The sequence below is a fragment of the Mycobacterium sp. Soil_C_30 genome (genome assembly GCF_057656995.1).
Genome location: NZ_JBDGJH010000005.1, coordinates 163,573 through 178,957, shown reverse-complemented (window position 1 = coordinate 178,957; position 15,385 = coordinate 163,573). Strand labels below are relative to the sequence as shown.

Genomic DNA, 15,385 nt, shown 5'->3' with positions numbered 1-15,385 from the left:
CGGAAGTCATGCCCGACTGTCCGGTCACAGTGGTGCTGCCCTGCCTCAACGAGGCCGAGGCCCTGCCCGGGGTGCTCGCAGCAATTCCCCCGGGGTACCGGGCGCTGGTCGTCGACAACAACAGCACCGACGACACCGCCGAGGTCGCGCGCGGTCACGGCGCCCAGGTGGTCGTGGAACGGGTACCGGGTTATGGGTCGGCGGTGCATGCCGGTGTGGTGGCCGCGACGTCGCCGATCGTGGCGGTCATCGATGCCGACGGGTCACTGGATCCCGGCGATCTGCCGCGGTTGGTGGCCGCACTCGACGGCGCCGAGATGGTGACCGGACGGCGGCGGCCGGTACGGGGGTTGCGCTGGCCGTGGCACGCCCGCCTGGGCACCGCGGCGGTTTGCTTCCGGTTGCGTCACAAGCATGGCCTTGCAGTCCACGACATCGCACCCATGCGGGTGATGCGGCGGGACGATTTGCTGAATCTCGGTGTGCAGGACCGCCGATCGGGGTATCCGCTGGAACTGCTGGTCCGCGCCGCCGCAGCGGGCTGGCGAGTGGTGGAACTGGATGTCGCGTACGGACCCCGCACCGGTGGGGTGTCGAAGGTCAGCGGTTCCGTTCGGGGGAGCTTCCATGCCGCGGTGGACTTCTGGAAGGCGATCAACTGATGGAGCTCCCTTGCTGTCTTCTCGTCGTAGCCAAAGCTCCGGTTCCCGGGCTGGCCAAGACCCGGCTGGCCGCATCGATCGGTGACGACGCCGCCGCCGACGTCGCCGCGGCGGCGCTGCTGGACACTCTCGATGCGGTTGTCGCCGCATCCGTGACCCGCCGGGTGGTCGCGTTCACCGGGGATCTGACGAAGGCGGCGCGGGCCGCTGAGATCCGGGAGCTGCTGGCGTCGTTCGTGGTGATCGAGCAGCGCGGTGACGGTTTCGCCGAGCGCCTGGTGCACGCGCACGCCGACGCTTCGGCCGGCCTGCCCGTGCTGCAGATCGGGATGGACACCCCCCAGGTCACCGCCGAACTGCTCAGTGGTTCGGCGCGGCAACTGCTCGACGGTGACGCGGTGCTCGGCATGGCCGGCGACGGCGGATGGTGGGCGCTGGGGGTCAGCGCTGCGACGACGGCGCAGTGCCTGGCTGACATTCCGATGTCGCGATCCGATACCGGTGCACAGACATTGGCAGCGCTGCGGGCCACCGGCGCCGAGGTGACGCTGCTGCCGGAGCTCGATGATGTGGACACCATCGACGATCTGGATGCTGTCCGGGCACTGTGCGGCCCCGCGAGCAGATTCGTGGGGGTCTGACATGTTCGGCCATCTCTATGAGCGTGCCCTCAACGGTGAACGCTGCTGGATCCGCCACGACGACGGCAGCACCGACCGGTTGCCGGTGCGCACCTGGCTCGGCGGGCGGCAGGCCTCGAAAGCCGAAGCGCATTTTGACGCGGTGGTGCTCGACATGTGCGATGGCCCGACGATCGACTTGGGCTGTGGCCCAGGACGTCTGGTGGCCAATCTGGTGCAGCGGGGAATCCCGGCACTGGGGGTGGACCTGTCGCCGACGGCGATCGACCTGGCGCGCGACAGCGGGGCGCCGGCCTTGCGGCGCGATCTGTTCGACCCGTTGCCGGGCACCGGGCGCTGGCACAACGTCCTGCTGGCCGACGGCAATGTCGGTCTCGGTGGCGACCCGTGGCGGGTGTTGCGCCGCTCGGCGGAACTGCTGCGCCACGGTGGCCGGTGTCTGGCCGAATTCGACCCGCAATCCCATGGGGTGAAGGTGGATTGGATTCGGCTGGAGACCAGGAGAACGATCGGCCCGTGGTTCCGCTGGGCGTGGGTGGGCGTCGACTGCGCTGCGCAACTGGCCTCCGATGTGGGCCTGGCCGTCGACGACATCCACTCGATCGGCGACCGGGTGGTCGCCTCCCTGGCCGCCTGATGCCCCCGCCCCCCTCTGGCGAGCGCGCGTGTCTGTACACAACACGCCGAGGGTTTCCGTACAAATCTGTGCGCTCGTGAGCCGAACCACCCTGCGCGGCACCGCGGTCACCGGCCGAGTCGGGGTGTGGCTCGGCATCGCCGTCACGGTGTGTTTCCTGACCGGGCTGATCAGCCACCTCATCCAGCATCCGCAGCCGTGGTTCCCGTGGCCCACCAGACCGGTGTGGCTGTACCGCCTCACGCAAGGACTGCACGTCGCCACCGGTATCGCCGCCGTGCCATTGCTGGTGGTCAAGCTGTGGTCGGTGTGGCCGAACCTGTTCGAACGACCCGTGATCGGCTCACCGCTGCGGCTCCTCGAGCGCGGCTCCATCCTGGTGCTCGTCGCCTCGATGATCTTCCAGCTGGTGACCGGCCTGATGAACATCGCGCAGTGGTATGCGTTCGGATTCTTCTTCACCACAGTGCATTACGCGATGTCCTATGTGGTGTTCGGCTCGGTGATCCTGCACGTCGCGGTGAAGTTGCCCGTCATCCGTCGTGCCTTCGAGGAGCCGACGGATTTCGGTGTTCCGGTGTCACGGCGGGCCGTCTTGCGCGGGACGTGGCTGGCTGTGGGCGTGGCGACGACAGCCACCGTGGGGCAGAGCGTGCCGTGGCTGCGTCATGTCTCGGTGCTGGCACCACGCTCGGGCGACGGGCCCCAGGATCTGCCGGTCAACCGCTCCGGCGCCGAGGCGGGCGTCCTGCGGACCGCGCGGGCACCCGACTACCGGCTCACCGTCGTCTACGGTTCCAACACCACGAGGTTCACCGTCGAGGACCTGAACAACCTGCCGCAGACCACACACCGGCTGCCGATCGCCTGTGTCGAAGGCTGGAGCCGCGACGCCGAGTGGACCGGTGTGGTGCTGGCCGAGCTCGTCGCCACCGTCGGGGCGCCTCGCGACGCCGATCTGCGGATGATCTCGCTGGAACCGCCCGGGCCGTACTCTCGGACCGTGCTGCCGGCGAAGCACGCCCGCGACGATAGGACGCTGATCGCGCTGAAGCTCAACGGGCAGACCCTCGACATCGACCATGGGTATCCCTGCCGGCTGATCGCCCCGTCGAGACCCGGTGTGCTGCAGACGAAGTGGTTGACGCGTATCGAGGTGGTCACATGAGGGCCGCGCTGGGCGTCGCGGGCGTGGCGCTGATCGGTTACGGTGTGGTGTTGCTGTTGGAGAATCCCTGGCCGACGTTGCTGCGGATCGTGCTGTGGGCGCTGGCCGGTGTGTTGCTGCACGACTTCGTGTTCGCGCCGCTGGTGGCCGCGTTGGGTTATGCGGGCCGACGGATTCTGCCACGCACGGTCTGGACGCCGGTGGCGGTGGCGGCCCTGCTCAGCGTGACGCTGGTACTGCTGGCGGTCCCGGTGTTCGACACGCCCGGCGCTCGACCGACCAATCCCTCGGTGCTGGACCGTGATTACCCGACCGGGCTGTGGATCGCCCTGGCCATCGTCTGGGTCCTCACCTTCGCCTACGTGGGATTTCGGCGCGTTGGTAACCGCTCAGCGGTTACCAACGCGCCGAAATCCCTACCAGTTGGTGAGGATGAGGTGGTTGAGCAGCAGCGCGCCGACGACGTTGAGCGCCAACCACCACCGGCGTGAGGCCACTGGCAGCAGTGCCGGAGCGGCCGTCAACCACACCATGAACCCCAGCCAGATGCGTTCGGTCTCCGCCTTGCTCAGCATGCTCAGGTCGGCGCACAGGATCGCCAGCAGCGCCGCCAGCACCAGCAGGTGAATGCCGGACCGCGCGCGAACAGCCGGCCAGTCGAACGCCCGCGCCACACCCGCCACGCTGCCCAGACCGATGGCGCACACCGTCGACGCCAGATTGGCCCAGCCCCAGTACTGGAAGGGCCGGTCCAGCGCGATGCCCTGCCAATACCGTTCCTGCACCGCGTGATAGCCGTCGAACCACCAGAATCCGGCCGCGTAGAACACCGCGGCCACCACCGATGCCGCGACCACCGCCACGCCCAACGTCCGCAGCGCCACCCGCACGGACGACGCCGACACCAGTACCGCCACCGCGGGCAGTGCGATCAGCCCCAGCCCGTAGTTCAGGAAGATGGCCCAGCCGAGCAACAGTCCCGCCGGTGCGGCGCACCACCAGGAGCCGCGCACGCTCAGGGCCAACAACGCGATACCCCAGGCGGCGACACCGGCGAAGTACCCGTCGGCCGACACCGCGATCCAGATGGCCGTCGGCGCCACCGCGACGAACGGGGCCGCGCCGCGCGCGAGGTCCTCCCCGGACAGCGCCCGCACCGCCACCAGGATCGCCGCGGCCGCCGAAGAGCCGACGAGCAGACAGAACAACCCGGCCCAGGCGCCGCCGCCGAGCCCGATCCGGTCCAGCCAGACGAATGTCAGCAACGCCCCCGGTGGATGCCCGGACACATGCGTCATCCACGAATCCGGTTGATAGTCCACGATCCGGCCGGCGAATGACCGCACCGCGTACGGAATGTCGTCGATGGTCGGCACCTGGCGCAGGTACTCGTGCGTGGCGGTGAGCCGCCCGGCGAAACCGCGCTGCCAGCCGTCGATCATGGCCAGCGAGAACGCCCAGGCCGCCGACGTCACCCACGTCACCAGCAGCAACGTCCGAAATCCCAGCCGCTGCGCCACCGACTGACCCCACCGCACCGCCGCCAGACCGATCAAGATGGCGGGCACCGTGCCCCACCCGACGTGCGCGTCCCACCACCCGAAGATCGGTGCGGCGCCGGCGAACGCCTCGAACCGTTCGGCGTCGGCGTTGATCAGCGGGGTGACGATGCCCAGATGCAGCTTGGGGACGACGAACGCCGCAGCAACCAGAAGTACGGCCAGGGCGACGGCAACGAACTCACGGCGTCCGGTCTTCACACTCTCCCACCCTATGTGCCCGGCTGCGGGCCCGGTCTGACGATTCGGTGACCCCGGTATCGCACACTGGGCGGATGGCTCATTCCCTACGGCAGGTGTTCGCCTTGTCGGCGCCGATCGGTCTGGCGTTCATCCCACTGGGGATGGCGCTGGGCTTTGTGGTGGTGCACGCCGGACTGGCGTGGTGGTGGGCACCGACGTTCGCCGCCGTGATCTACGCCGGATCCCTGGAGTTCCTGATGGTGCCGCTGGTGGCCGCGGCGGCGCCCGTGGCGACGGTCGCGTTGACCACGTTCATCGTCAACGCCCGCCACATCTTCTATGCGCTGTCTTTCCCGCTGCACCGGGTGCGCGGGATCCCCGGCAAGCTGTACAGCACCTACACGCTCTCCGACGAGGCGTATGCCGTCGGTGTCAGCCCGGAGGCCCGGGACTGGACGACGCGGCCGATCCTGCTGATGCAGCTGTGTTTCCAGTTGCTGTGGGTGACAGGTGCGACGCTCGGGGGCGTGCTCGGTGAGGCGTTGCCCATCGAACGGCTGGAGGGGTTGGATTTCGCGCTGACGGCGTTGTTCATCGTGCTGGCCATCGACGCCTACCGGCAGCGTCCCGATCCGCTGACAGCTGTCTCCGCCGCCGCGTGCGCGGTGGCTGCATGGGTGGTGGCCCCGGGTCAGCTGCTGGTGTGCGCATTCGCGGCGTTCACCGCGGTGCTACTGCTGCGCAAGCATTTTGGAGGCGACGATGCCTGACAACGGTTACATCGCGCTGTTGGTGGCGGTCAGCGCCGCCGTGACGTGGGCACTGCGCGCGCTGCCGTTCGCGGTGCTGGCACCCATGCGGCACAGCACGGTGGTGCGGCATCTGAGCGTGCACATGCCCGTCGGGGTGATGGTGATGCTGGCCATCTACACCCTGCACGGTGCGCAGCGACAAACCCCACGGGAGGTGCTGTTCCTGGTGATCGGCGTGGCCGTCACCGCAGGCCTGCACCTGTGGCGGCGGCAGGCGCTGCTCAGCATCCTGGTGGGCACCGCTGTCTACGTCAGCCTGGTCTCGGCGCTGGCGTGAGTCAGCTCCGATTGGCCCGCCACTTCAGCAGCCTCTCCAGCGCGGTGAAGTCGTAACCGTCTGCCGTGGGCCGAATCTCGGTGGTGAACAGTGTCGCTCCGGCGTCCACGTACTGGTCGGCGCTGTTCTCGTCCTCCCACGGCACCGACCGTTCGATATCACCATCGGCTCGGCCGAACCCGGAAGCCAGCTCACCGAGGCGGGCACTGGCCTGCCGGTACAGCTCGATCGGCAGGAAGGTGTGCCACACGTCGGCGTGCCGGGCCACCGCGGGCAGGGTGCGCTTCTGGCCCGAGCCGCCGATCAGGATCGGGATCTTGCGCACCGGTTCGGGATTGAGTTGGCTCAACCGGCTTTCGATACGCAGCAGGCCCTGGTCGAACAGGTCCGCCCGCGACTTCACCGTGCCGAAGTCGTAACCGTATGTGGTGTAATCCTTTTCGTACCAGCCGGCGCCGACACCGAGGATGACGCGGCCACCGCTGATGTGGTCGACGGTGCGCGCCATGTCGGCGAGCAGGTCGGGATTGCGGTACCCGATGCCGCTGACCAGCAGGCCGATCTCGGCGCGGGTGGTGATCTCACCCCAGGAGGCCAGCGCCGTCCAACCCTCGAAGTTGGTCACGTCGGGTTGGGTCTCGGCCAGGATCGGCAACGCATCGACGATGCCGGCGAAGTTGGGGGCGTGGAAGTGGTCGTAGCCGAAGATGATGTCGGTGCCCAGATCTTCTGCGCGCAGGACCGCCTCGCGCCACGTCCGGTAGTCCGGTGCTCCGCCGGGAATCAACTGCACACCGGTCCGAATGGGTCGCGACATGGATCATCTCCTCAGCGAATAGGGCTCTCCCCGTGGACAAGTCGCCCACCTGACCCCTTATTCCTCGGCAGGCGATTAAATTCGGGCTGATTCAAAGAGGCGCGATGTCGACGACGCTGATCCGCCCCGCCTCGAATGTCAGCCGGATGACGATCCGTACCCGGCCGCCGGCCACGATCGCGATCACCGGTTCGCCCTCGACCACGGTCACCGCGCCGGCGCGGGCGCGGGCGGCGAACAAGCGCGTCTCCTCGGCGACCGCGCGGGCACCGTGCACCGACGTGGGCACTTCCGCGGGCACCAGGATCGGGTCCACCCGGCGCACCACATCGGGTGCCAGGACGTCGAGGAGGGTGGCGATGTCCCCGTCTCGGGACGCCGCCAGGAACGCTTCGGCCAGCCGGACGTGATCCCGGTCTGCGGGCACCGCCGCGGCTCCCGCCACGGCCCGTCGTGCCCGGCTGGCCAGCTGCTTGGCCGCCGACGGGGTGGTGCCCAGCGCCGCGGCGATATCGGCGAACGGCACCCCGAACGCGTCGTGCAGTACGAACGCCACCCGTTGGGCCGGGGAGAGCCGGTCCAGGAGCACCAGCATGGCCAGGCCCACGCTGTCGACCAGATCGATTGTCGCCCTGTCCCATTGCGCGACGTCCTCATCGAGTGGCACCCAGGCTCGCCGGTGCCGCAGCATGTCCAGGCATTCGCGGCTCAACACGGTGGTCAGCCAGCCCGCCGGGTTACGCACCGCACCGAGATCGGCGCCCGCGGCCTTGAGCCAGGTCTGCTGCACGGCGTCCTCGGCGTCGTGTACCGAGCCCAATATCCGCACCGCCACGCTCATCAGACGGGAGCGGTGCTCGTCGAAGACGTCGCTGACCTGCACAATGTCACCTCTTCCCACGCTGAAACGTCAACAGGTCGCACAAACCCTAAAAGCGGAGGAAGAACATGACTGTAACCCTTTATGTGGTGGTCACGGTGGTGACCGCGGCTGCCAATCTCGGTATCGCCGCCGCCGATCTGGCGCGCGCCCGTTTCGTCCTGGCCAACTCCGCCGAGGTGGGCGTGCCGCAGTCCTGGATCACCCCACTGGCCCTGTGCAAAGCCGCCGGTGGCCTGGGCCTGCTGGCCGGATTCGTGGTGCCCGCGTTGGGCTGCGCTGCCGCAACGGGTTTGGTGCTGTTCTTCCTGGGCGCAGTGGCGGTGCATGTGAAAACCCGGGTGCTGCACAACCTGGCGTTCCCATTGACCTACCTGCTGCTGGCGGTGGCATCGTGGGTAACGGCACTGGCTCAGTACAACTGAGTGCGCATACTCTCCTCGCTGAACTGCGCTTCCAGTTCGGCCAGGCTCAGGCCGGCATCCATGGCCTTGACCATCTGCGCGACGCTGGGCAGGGCGTCCGGCTGCCAGCTGTCCGGTTTCCACGCGTCCGAGCGCAGAAAAGCCTTGGCGCAGTGGAAGAACACCTCTTCGATGGCGATCTCCAGCGCCAGGATCGGACGCTTGCCGGCCACGACCAGCGAATCGAAGTAGTCGGCGTCGGCCACGATGGTGGCGCCGCCGTTGATCCGCAACGTGTCACCGCGACCAGGCACCAGGAACAGCGTGCCCGCGCGGGGCCGCTGCAACACGTTGAGGTATCCGTCGACGCGCTTGTTGCCGGGACGCTCCGGAATCGCGATGGTCGTCGAATCGATGACGTGAACGAACCCGGGCGGGTCACCTTTGGGGGAGACGTCGATGTTGCCGTCACTGTCGGTGGTCGCCACAAAACACAACGGCGAATGCGCCAGCCAGTCGCGGTGAATCGGCGCCAGCTTCGGGCTGACCTTCTTCTTCACGGCTTCGGCCGGTTCTCCGACCAGGGCGCGGAGCTCTTCGATGGTGCTGACTTCACGGCGCATGGGTTACATGATGCTCCGCGGGGCCGCCGATTCCGCGGCTACGTCGAGAAGCGGGCCACCAGCGCACGGCGGTCCAGCTTGCCGATCCCGCGCCGCGGCAGCTCGTCGACCACGTGGATCTCCCGCGGTGCGGCCGTCGGATCCAACGACTGCGCGACATGCGCGCGCAGCTCAGCCACCGTCGGCGCGGGGCCGGACAACACCAGGGCGGCCACCACCCGCTGGCCCAACCGGTCGTCGGGGAGCCCGAACACAGCGCAGTCGGCGATCCCGGGCCACGTGGCCAGTACCGCTTCCACCGGCTGGGGCAGTACCTTCAGCCCACCTGTCGTGATGGCCTCGTCGATACGGCCCACCACCCGCAGTACCCCATCCTCGAGCACCCCGGCGTCGTCGGTGCGAAACCAGCCCGGTTCGGCGAACGGGTCGTCCACCGGAACATTGCGGTAGCCCTTGGCCAACGTGGGCCCACCGAGCACGATCCGGCCGTCATCGATGCGCACGCCCACCCCGTCGAGCGGGACACCGTCGTACACACACCCGCCCGCGGTTTCACTGGAACCGTAGGTGCGGACCACCGAGATACCCGCTGCCGCAGCGCCTTCCAGGACAGGCGCCGGCGCGGGCCCGCCGCCGAGCAGCACCGCGTCCAATTCGGCCAGCGCCTCGGTGGCGGCCGGGTCGGGCAACGCCTTGGCCAACTGTGCGGCCACCAGGGAGGTGTAGCGGCGCCCGGGGCCCATGGCGGCCACGGCGTCCGGCAGCACGCCGACGTCGAATCCGTTCGACAGGTCGAGCCCGATGGGCGTGGTGCCGGCCAGCACGCTGCGGATCACCACCTGCAGTCCGGCGATGTGATACGAGGGCAGCGCCAACAACCACCTACCCGGGCCGCCGAGTCGGGCATGCGTCGCGGTGGCGCTGGCCGTCAACGCCGCCGCGGTCAGCATGGCGCCCTTCGGGGTGCCGGTGGTCCCGGAGGTCGAGACGACGAGCGCCACATCGTCGTCGATCTCCTCGCCGGCTCGCAGGGCGGTCTGCAACAACTCCGCCTGGCGCGGATCACCGGGAGGCAGCGGCAGCAGGGCGCTCCCGCGGCCGTCGAGAACCGGCTCGAGTGCGGCCGCCAGCGCCGCTGCCGACGGCGGGACGACGAGCGTGCGCAGCGTGGTTATGGCCGTTCCTCTGCGTCGCGGGGGTCATCCAGCGGCCACCCTTTGGCGGCCAGCCGCTCCCGCACCCGTTCGATATCGGCGGGCGACGGCAGGCCGTCGGTGAGGCGGACGATCTCGGCGCCGATGTCGGCGTCGTCGAGGTCGGGGCGGTTGAGCAGTTCGCGGGTCACCTGCTTCACCTCGTCGGTACTCAGTCGGCCCGACAACAGAGCGAACAAGGGCAGGTAGTCGTTGCGCGGCACGCCGTCGGGGTAGCCGGCGCGCAGCCAATTCACCACTGCGCTGAGGAACCGGTTCACGTCTTCACTTCCGATCGAGGGGCGCTTTGATGGTGTGCCGTCGTGTGCTCGGCCAGACGGTACCCGCCTGGAGGCAAACGGTTCGTTTCATGTCCCCACCGGAAGAGGTGTACCAACGGCCGCCATGGTTTCGGTGAACGGCAGATGAACGTCACCTGGGAGTATGTATAAAGGCAGCTCAGCTAACGCTGCGAGGCGCTCTTCGGTTAGTTGAATTCGCTTCGCTGGTCTCACAATTAGCGGCATGAGCGCAGAGATGATCATCTTGATCCTGCTGATCGCGACGGCCCTGGCCTTCGATTTCACCAATGGCTTCCACGACACCGGAAACGCCATGGCCACGTCCATCGCGACCCGTGCGCTGAAGCCCAAGACCGCGGTGTTGCTGGCGGGTGTGCTGAACCTCGTCGGCGCCTTCCTGTCCGTGGAAGTGGCGCTGACGGTAACGACGTCGGTGCTCAAGATCCAGGACAGCAAAACCGGCACCCTGCTGCCCAACATCGATGCCTCGACCGGCCTGACGATCATCTTCGCCGGACTCATCGGCGGCATCCTGTGGAACCTGCTCACCTGGCTGTTCGGCATCCCGTCCAGCTCGTCGCACGCACTGTTCGGCGGGCTCATCGGCGCCGGCCTGGCGGCCATCGGGCTGGCCGGCGTCAACTGGGCCGGCGTCACGCAGAAGGTGCTCATCCCCGCCATCGCCGCCCCGGTGATCGCCGGGCTGGTTGCCGCCTGCGGCACCTGGCTGGTGTACCGGATCACCCGCAACGTGGTGAAGAACCGCCGCGAGGAAGGCTTCCGCTGGGGCCAGATCGCCACCGCCTCGCTGGTCGCGCTGTCCCACGGCACCAACGATGCGCAGAAGACCATGGGTGTCATCGCTCTGGCCCTCATCACCACCGGCCACCTCACCGGCAATGTCGCCGAGGACGGGCTGCCGTTCTGGATCATCGCCAGCTGTGCGCTGGCCATCGGGCTGGGCACCTACCTCGGCGGCTGGCGCGTCATCCGCACACTCGGCAAGGGCCTGGTCGAGATCGAGTCCCCGCAGGGCCTGGCCGCGGAAGCCTCCTCGGCCGCCATCATTCTGAGTTCTTCGGCCGCCGGTATGGCGCTGTCCACCACCCATGTGGCCACCGGCTCGATCCTGGGCAGCGGCGTCGGCAAGCCCGGCGCCTCGGTGCGCTGGGCGGTGGCCGGCCGGATGGCGCTGGCGTGGATCGTCACGCTGCCCGCGGCGGGCCTGGTGGGTGCGCTGGCGTTCTGGGTGTCCCACACCGTGGCGGGGTTCACCACGCAGCTGGTGGGCGACGGGCTGATCTTCCTGATCCTGGTGGGCCTGTCGTTCTACATGTGGTGGCGCGCCCAGCAGCAGAAGGTCGACCACAACAACGTCAACGCCGACTGGGACGACTCGACCAACTCCGTCGTGCCGGCCGACTTGCGGGACATCACCGACACCCCGAAAACCACCACCGTCTGATCGCAGAACTGAGGAATCGACATGATCTATGTGGAAAGCATCTTCAAGGTGCTGGTGGTGGGCTTGGTTCTCGGGGCGGGACTGCCCGCGCTGTTCGCCACCGGACTGGTTGCCTACTCCCACGGCGCCGGCGTGGCTGACGCCGACGGCACCGTGCACTCGACCAACCCCCTGCTGAAGTTCCTCGGCCTGGCGCTGTTCGTCCTCGTCGGCGCCGTGATCCTGGTGGCCCTGCTGTGGATCACCAGAACCACGATCGAGCATCACTTCGGTGTCAACCTCTTTCCCTTCGCTTGAGTAGGCTGCCATGACCGAGACACAGAGCACGTTCAACAACGTCATCCGCTGGCTGAACGCCGGATTCCCCGAGGGTGTCCCGCCCAAGGACCACTTCGCGCTGCTGGCCCTGCTCAAGCGGACTCTCAGTGAAGACGAAGTGGTGGCCGCAGCCCGCTCGATCCTCACGAGCGGGAAACCCGACACCCCCGTCACCGACGAGCAGATCCGCGACGCCATTCACTCGCTGATCGACAAGGAGCCGAATCCCGAGGAGATGCACCAGGTTTCGGCCCGGCTCGCCTCGGTGGGCTGGCCGCTGGCCACGCCCTCGCACTGATCATCCACCAGCGCCGGGTTCTGCTCGTGAGCAGGACCCGGCGTTTGTGGTTTCAGCGGCTGTCGCGACGCAGCGGGTGATCCTCGGGCACCTGCACGAAGATCAGGGTGACGCCATCAGGGTCGGCGACGTGCATTTCGTGCAGGCCCCACGGTTCTTGTCTGGCCTCCCGGGTGATCTCGACGCCGCGGTCCTGCAACTCGGCCTGGGTGGCATAGAGGTCACGCACCTGCAGCCACAGCGAACCTCCGGTCATCGGCTTCCCGTGGCCGGCAAGTTCGATCAGCGACTGTCCGGCATAGAAGACCGTGCCGCCGGCGTACTCGCGGGCGATCGCCAGGCCCAGGCTGTCGCGGTAGAACTCGACCGACCGTTGGTAGTCCGCCGGCCGGAACAGCACACGGCTGGCCAGGATTTCCATGGCCCTTGTCTATCACCCCGGTTCGCCCAAACCGACGCATGGGCCGAAAGTTCGGGTTGCAGCGCCGAGACCTCGGTCTGGGCGCCCGCGTCACCTGAGCGTGTCCGCCACGGCGGCGACATCCGCGCGCACCACTGCGGGAACACAGTCGGTTCCCGGTGGCGGCACGGCGCTGCGCACCGCGGCGGCCAGCCCGCGCAACGTCGCCACATACGTGGTGGTGTCGTCGTCGAGGAGCGGGTCGGTGCGCCCGTGCTCGGCGGCCCAGGACGCCGCGACCGTCAGGTATCCCAGGTGTTCGGCCGCCGCCACCGCCCGGGCCAGTCTGGCCGCCACGTCGCGGTGGCGGTGCGGCCCGGCCACCGCCGCGTCGTAGGCGGTGCCGAGCGCGATGATGCTCAGCTGCAGGTCCCGGCGGGCGCGCCGAACCTCCAGGTGTTCCGTCGCGGCGGCCGTGTGTTCGAGCGTGCTCGCCAGGGCTTCGGCCAGTCGGTTGGCTTCTTGGCGGCCCGCGCTGAGCAGATACACCAGCACCCCGATGGCGCAACCGATCACCGTGTCCACCCCGCGGTCCAGCAGTAGCGGCCCGGCGTCCACCTGGTGCGCGCCCGACGAGATGGTCAGGGCCGTCGCGGTGATGAACACCGTCGCCCACAGGTAATTGCGGACCACGAGCAGTTCGACGAGGAACTGCAGCGCCGGCACCACCAGAGCCAGCCACAGTCCCTGCGGGTGGATCGCCAGGATCGCCGCCGCGAGTACGAGTCCCGCCCACGTTCCGACCAGTCGCTGGCCGCCGCGTTGCAGCGTGGCGGTCCGGTCGGCGCCCAGGTGCAGCACCAGGACCGCGGCGGCCATGGCCCAGTAGATGTGGCCGAGGCCCAACCCCGCTGCCGCGACACCGGCCAACGGCACGGCGATCACCACGCGCCGCAACACCCACACCGTCTGCGAGCCCGGCCGCAGCGCATCGGCCAGCCTGGCGCCCACCCCGGGTGGGCGCAGTGCGGGTCGGGGTGCCACCGGCGCGACGACGGACTCCGGAGCCACCTCGCCCGCAGCAAGGCTGCGCGCTGTGCGCACCCAGTCGTCGGGAATGGTGGAACCGGTTGCGGTGGCACGCATTCCGTCGGTGAACAGCACGTGCAGCGCATGGTTGGTGTGGCGTAACCGGTTCACCGAACCGGCCGGCCGGGTCTCCCGCGGCTGATAGGTCACCAGAACCGTCCACGCGCGGTGCAGCGCTTCGGCGGCGGCCCGGCGGGTTTCGGAATCGGGCGCCTCGAGGTAGCCGGCGACTGCCGCACCCGCGGCGGCCACGGCGGTCTTCTCCGGACGACGGAAGTCGGCGAGGGCGGGCAGCATCTGCACCACCCACGAGATCGCTCCACCGGCGAGCACCAGCAGCCCGATGTGCCGGGGCGGCAGATGCGAACCCGAGACGCCGACGCCGGCCGCGCACACCAGGACGAAGATGTAGGCGCCGGGCGGGCCCACCGCCAACGCCGCACACAGCCACACCGCCACCAGCGCGACGAGCGACACCGCAGTCACCGCGGTCCAGGCCGTCTGGGCCGCCCAGGCTCCGACGGTGACGGCCGCGGCCAGGGACAGCGCGATGACGGCCAGTTGCGCGCCCCGGTTCAGGTAGGGCCGGTCACCGCCGAACCGTGCGGTGAACGCGCCCAGCGTCGCGATCAGGCCCGCACCGACGTCACCGACTGCCACGCCGATCAGAATGGGCAGCGCGGCACTGATCGCCGTCCGGGTCGCGAGCCCGAGACGAGGCGGTGACGGACGCAGACCGAACAGCGCGCGGAGCACTGTCAGCCCGGCTGGAAGTTCTGCCGCTTCATGATGGCCGTCACGACACCGGGGGCCACGGTGTCCAGCGCGCGGGCCGTCACCGCCATCCGCGGGGCGATCCGCACCGGCCGGGTGCGGGCAGCGTCGATCATCCAGTCGGCGGCCTCCTCGGCGCGCAGCGCCGGTAACCCGTCGTAGGCGCGCGTCGGTGCGATCATCGGCGTGGCCACCAGGGGGTAGTACAGGGTGGTCGATTTGATTCCCTTGGGCGCCCATTCGGTTTCGATGGCCCGGCTGACGGTGCTCAGCGCCGCCTTCGAAGCGTTGTAGGCGGCGAACAGCGGCGCCGACTCGTTCATCACACCCCAGGTCGCCACGTTGATGATGTGGCCGTCACCGCGTTTGAGCATCCCAGGGGCCACACCGCGGATCAGCCGCAGTGGCGAGTAATAGTTCAGCGTCATGGTGCGCTCGACGTCATGCCAGCGGTCCAGCGACTCCTCCAGCGGACGACGGATCGAACGGCCGGCATTGTTGATCAGGATGTCAACGGGCCCAACATCTTTCACCAGCCGGTCGATGGCGTCGAAATCCGACAGGTCACAGGGGAAGGCTCGGGCGGTGCCACCGGCCTCGGTGATCCGCCCCACCACCTCCTCGAGCAGGTCGGCACGTCGCGCCACCACGAACACCGTCGCACCACGCGCGCCGAACTTCAGAGCGGCGGCCGCACCGATACCCGAGGACGCGCCGGTGAGCAGTACCCGTTTACCCTCCAACGCGACGTTGGTCCGGCTCGGCAGCGACAGCGGCGGTCGCATCCCAGCCATCGCGATCGCATCGGTCACCAGGCGCAGCGGGTTCACGGACGCACAGTCTAGAGACCCTCGCCCGGCCGCCGGACCCCTGTGGGCGCTGC

General features: G+C 68.7%; 20 protein-coding genes. 11 read left to right on the top strand and 9 right to left on the bottom strand.

Features of this window, described 5'->3' with window-relative positions; translation table 11 throughout:
- Window positions 1-8: 8 nt before the first annotated feature.
- The 5 genes from AC3A6P_RS11570 (at window position 9) to AC3A6P_RS11550 (ending at window position 3,599) form a co-directional block, all read left to right on the top strand.
- Complete coding sequence (locus tag AC3A6P_RS11570; RefSeq protein ID WP_487691628.1) at window positions 9-662, top strand: glycosyltransferase family 2 protein; 654 nt, start codon at window positions 9-11, stop codon at window positions 660-662.
- Window positions 662-1,303, top strand: a complete 642-nt coding sequence (locus AC3A6P_RS11565) for a TIGR04282 family arsenosugar biosynthesis glycosyltransferase (RefSeq protein WP_487691626.1) — start codon at window positions 662-664, stop codon at window positions 1,301-1,303. The genes AC3A6P_RS11570 and AC3A6P_RS11565 overlap by 1 nt, the downstream gene beginning before the upstream one ends.
- A gap of 1 nt (window position 1,304) precedes the next feature.
- The gene (locus tag AC3A6P_RS11560) at window positions 1,305-1,940 is read left to right on the top strand and encodes a methyltransferase domain-containing protein (protein WP_487691624.1); all 636 of its coding nucleotides are present in this window, start codon (window positions 1,305-1,307) and stop codon (window positions 1,938-1,940) included.
- A 76-nt stretch (window positions 1,941-2,016) separates the two neighbouring features.
- A complete protein-coding gene (locus AC3A6P_RS11555) occupies window positions 2,017-3,108 on the top strand; it encodes a molybdopterin-dependent oxidoreductase (RefSeq protein ID WP_487691623.1) in 1,092 nt (363 codons plus the stop codon).
- Window positions 3,105-3,599, top strand: a complete 495-nt coding sequence (locus AC3A6P_RS11550) for a hypothetical protein (RefSeq protein ID WP_487691622.1) — start codon at window positions 3,105-3,107, stop codon at window positions 3,597-3,599. The genes AC3A6P_RS11555 and AC3A6P_RS11550 overlap by 4 nt, the downstream gene beginning before the upstream one ends.
- On the opposite strand, the gene AC3A6P_RS11545 is transcribed toward AC3A6P_RS11550, so the two are convergent.
- Window positions 3,525-4,868 carry a hypothetical protein gene (locus AC3A6P_RS11545; RefSeq protein ID WP_487691621.1) on the bottom strand — a complete coding sequence of 448 codons (1,344 nt, stop codon included), beginning with the start codon at window positions 4,866-4,868 and terminating at the stop codon, window positions 3,525-3,527. The two genes, AC3A6P_RS11550 and AC3A6P_RS11545, sit on opposite strands and share 75 nt — an antisense overlap.
- Window positions 4,869-4,942: 74 nt before the next feature.
- On the opposite strand from AC3A6P_RS11545, the gene AC3A6P_RS11540 reads away from it, so the two are divergent.
- Both AC3A6P_RS11540 and AC3A6P_RS11535 read left to right on the top strand, forming a co-directional pair.
- Entirely contained in the window at window positions 4,943-5,620 is a 678-nt protein-coding gene (locus AC3A6P_RS11540) for an AzlC family ABC transporter permease (protein WP_487691620.1), read from the top strand.
- Complete coding sequence (locus AC3A6P_RS11535; RefSeq protein ID WP_487691619.1) at window positions 5,613-5,939, top strand: branched-chain amino acid transporter permease; 327 nt, start codon at window positions 5,613-5,615, stop codon at window positions 5,937-5,939. The genes AC3A6P_RS11540 and AC3A6P_RS11535 overlap by 8 nt, the downstream gene beginning before the upstream one ends.
- 1 nt (window position 5,940) lies before the next feature.
- Here AC3A6P_RS11535 and AC3A6P_RS11530 read toward each other — a convergent pair whose 3' ends face one another.
- Together AC3A6P_RS11530 and AC3A6P_RS11525 are read right to left on the bottom strand one after the other, a co-directional pair.
- Window positions 5,941-6,756, bottom strand: coding sequence for an LLM class F420-dependent oxidoreductase (locus AC3A6P_RS11530; protein WP_487691618.1), 816 nt, complete (start codon window positions 6,754-6,756; stop codon window positions 5,941-5,943).
- A 91-nt stretch (window positions 6,757-6,847) separates the two neighbouring features.
- Window positions 6,848-7,639, bottom strand: a complete 792-nt coding sequence (locus AC3A6P_RS11525) for a sigma factor-like helix-turn-helix DNA-binding protein (protein ID WP_487691617.1) — start codon at window positions 7,637-7,639, stop codon at window positions 6,848-6,850.
- 65 nt (window positions 7,640-7,704) lie between these two features.
- Between AC3A6P_RS11525 and AC3A6P_RS11520 the strand changes: the two genes are divergently transcribed.
- Complete coding sequence (locus AC3A6P_RS11520; protein WP_487691616.1) at window positions 7,705-8,061, top strand: DoxX family protein; 357 nt, start codon at window positions 7,705-7,707, stop codon at window positions 8,059-8,061.
- Here the strand turns inward: AC3A6P_RS11520 and AC3A6P_RS11515 are convergent.
- From AC3A6P_RS11515 to AC3A6P_RS11505, 3 genes are read right to left on the bottom strand one after another with little or no spacing between them, the layout of a single operon-like run.
- Window positions 8,049-8,663 (bottom strand): pyridoxamine 5'-phosphate oxidase family protein, encoded by a 615-nt coding sequence (locus AC3A6P_RS11515; RefSeq protein ID WP_487691615.1) that lies wholly within the window; start codon window positions 8,661-8,663, stop codon window positions 8,049-8,051. The genes AC3A6P_RS11520 and AC3A6P_RS11515 overlap by 13 nt on opposite strands.
- A 38-nt stretch (window positions 8,664-8,701) precedes the next feature.
- Window positions 8,702-9,793, bottom strand: coding sequence for an o-succinylbenzoate--CoA ligase (gene menE, locus AC3A6P_RS11510; RefSeq protein ID WP_487691950.1), 1,092 nt, complete (start codon window positions 9,791-9,793; stop codon window positions 8,702-8,704).
- A gap of 41 nt (window positions 9,794-9,834) precedes the next feature.
- Complete coding sequence (locus AC3A6P_RS11505; RefSeq protein WP_487691614.1) at window positions 9,835-10,137, bottom strand: DUF3349 domain-containing protein; 303 nt, start codon at window positions 10,135-10,137, stop codon at window positions 9,835-9,837.
- Window positions 10,138-10,381: 244 nt separating this feature from the next.
- On the opposite strand from AC3A6P_RS11505, the gene AC3A6P_RS11500 reads away from it, so the two are divergent.
- Genes AC3A6P_RS11500 through AC3A6P_RS11490 form a run of 3 tightly spaced genes read left to right on the top strand, consistent with a single transcriptional unit; the run spans window position 10,382 to window position 12,239 of the window.
- Window positions 10,382-11,623, top strand: coding sequence for an anion permease (locus AC3A6P_RS11500; protein WP_487691613.1), 1,242 nt, complete (start codon window positions 10,382-10,384; stop codon window positions 11,621-11,623).
- Window positions 11,624-11,644: 21 nt separating this feature from the next.
- Window positions 11,645-11,920 carry a hypothetical protein gene (locus AC3A6P_RS11495; protein WP_487691612.1) on the top strand — a complete coding sequence of 92 codons (276 nt, stop codon included), beginning with the start codon at window positions 11,645-11,647 and terminating at the stop codon, window positions 11,918-11,920.
- A gap of 10 nt (window positions 11,921-11,930) precedes the next feature.
- A complete protein-coding gene (locus tag AC3A6P_RS11490; protein WP_487691611.1) occupies window positions 11,931-12,239 on the top strand; it encodes a DUF3349 domain-containing protein in 309 nt (102 codons plus the stop codon).
- A gap of 52 nt (window positions 12,240-12,291) precedes the next feature.
- Here AC3A6P_RS11490 and AC3A6P_RS11485 read toward each other — a convergent pair whose 3' ends face one another.
- The 3 genes from AC3A6P_RS11485 to AC3A6P_RS11475 all read right to left on the bottom strand — a co-directional run bounded on the left by AC3A6P_RS11485 (window position 12,292) and on the right by AC3A6P_RS11475 (window position 15,296).
- Window positions 12,292-12,660, bottom strand: coding sequence for a VOC family protein (locus AC3A6P_RS11485; protein WP_487691610.1), 369 nt, complete (start codon window positions 12,658-12,660; stop codon window positions 12,292-12,294).
- 90 nt (window positions 12,661-12,750) lie between these two features.
- Window positions 12,751-14,388 carry an FUSC family protein gene (locus AC3A6P_RS11480; protein ID WP_487691609.1) on the bottom strand — a complete coding sequence of 546 codons (1,638 nt, stop codon included), beginning with the start codon at window positions 14,386-14,388 and terminating at the stop codon, window positions 12,751-12,753.
- 98 nt (window positions 14,389-14,486) lie between these two features.
- Window positions 14,487-15,296 (bottom strand): SDR family oxidoreductase, encoded by an 810-nt coding sequence (locus AC3A6P_RS11475; RefSeq protein WP_487691948.1) that lies wholly within the window; start codon window positions 15,294-15,296, stop codon window positions 14,487-14,489.
- Window positions 15,297-15,385: the final 89 nt, after the last annotated feature.

Coding starts and splice junctions, on each gene's coding strand:
- AC3A6P_RS11540 (WP_487691620.1), top strand. CDS start 4,943: ATGGCTCATTCCCTACGGCAGGTGTTCGCCTTGTCGGCGCCGATCGGT.
- AC3A6P_RS11490 (WP_487691611.1), top strand. CDS start 11,931: ATGACCGAGACACAGAGCACGTTCAACAACGTCATCCGCTGGCTGAAC.
- AC3A6P_RS11495 (WP_487691612.1), top strand. CDS start 11,645: ATGATCTATGTGGAAAGCATCTTCAAGGTGCTGGTGGTGGGCTTGGTT.
- AC3A6P_RS11535 (WP_487691619.1), top strand. CDS start 5,613: ATGCCTGACAACGGTTACATCGCGCTGTTGGTGGCGGTCAGCGCCGCC.
- AC3A6P_RS11485 (WP_487691610.1), bottom strand. CDS start 12,660: ATGGAAATCCTGGCCAGCCGTGTGCTGTTCCGGCCGGCGGACTACCAA.
- AC3A6P_RS11530 (WP_487691618.1), bottom strand. CDS start 6,756: ATGTCGCGACCCATTCGGACCGGTGTGCAGTTGATTCCCGGCGGAGCA.
- AC3A6P_RS11520 (WP_487691616.1), top strand. CDS start 7,705: ATGACTGTAACCCTTTATGTGGTGGTCACGGTGGTGACCGCGGCTGCC.
- AC3A6P_RS11500 (WP_487691613.1), top strand. CDS start 10,382: ATGAGCGCAGAGATGATCATCTTGATCCTGCTGATCGCGACGGCCCTG.
- AC3A6P_RS11565 (WP_487691626.1), top strand. CDS start 662: ATGGAGCTCCCTTGCTGTCTTCTCGTCGTAGCCAAAGCTCCGGTTCCC.
- AC3A6P_RS11475 (WP_487691948.1), bottom strand. CDS start 15,296: ATGGCTGGGATGCGACCGCCGCTGTCGCTGCCGAGCCGGACCAACGTC.
- AC3A6P_RS11570 (WP_487691628.1), top strand. CDS start 9: ATGCCCGACTGTCCGGTCACAGTGGTGCTGCCCTGCCTCAACGAGGCC.
- AC3A6P_RS11550 (WP_487691622.1), top strand. CDS start 3,105: ATGAGGGCCGCGCTGGGCGTCGCGGGCGTGGCGCTGATCGGTTACGGT.
- AC3A6P_RS11560 (WP_487691624.1), top strand. CDS start 1,305: ATGTTCGGCCATCTCTATGAGCGTGCCCTCAACGGTGAACGCTGCTGG.
- AC3A6P_RS11515 (WP_487691615.1), bottom strand. CDS start 8,663: ATGCGCCGTGAAGTCAGCACCATCGAAGAGCTCCGCGCCCTGGTCGGA.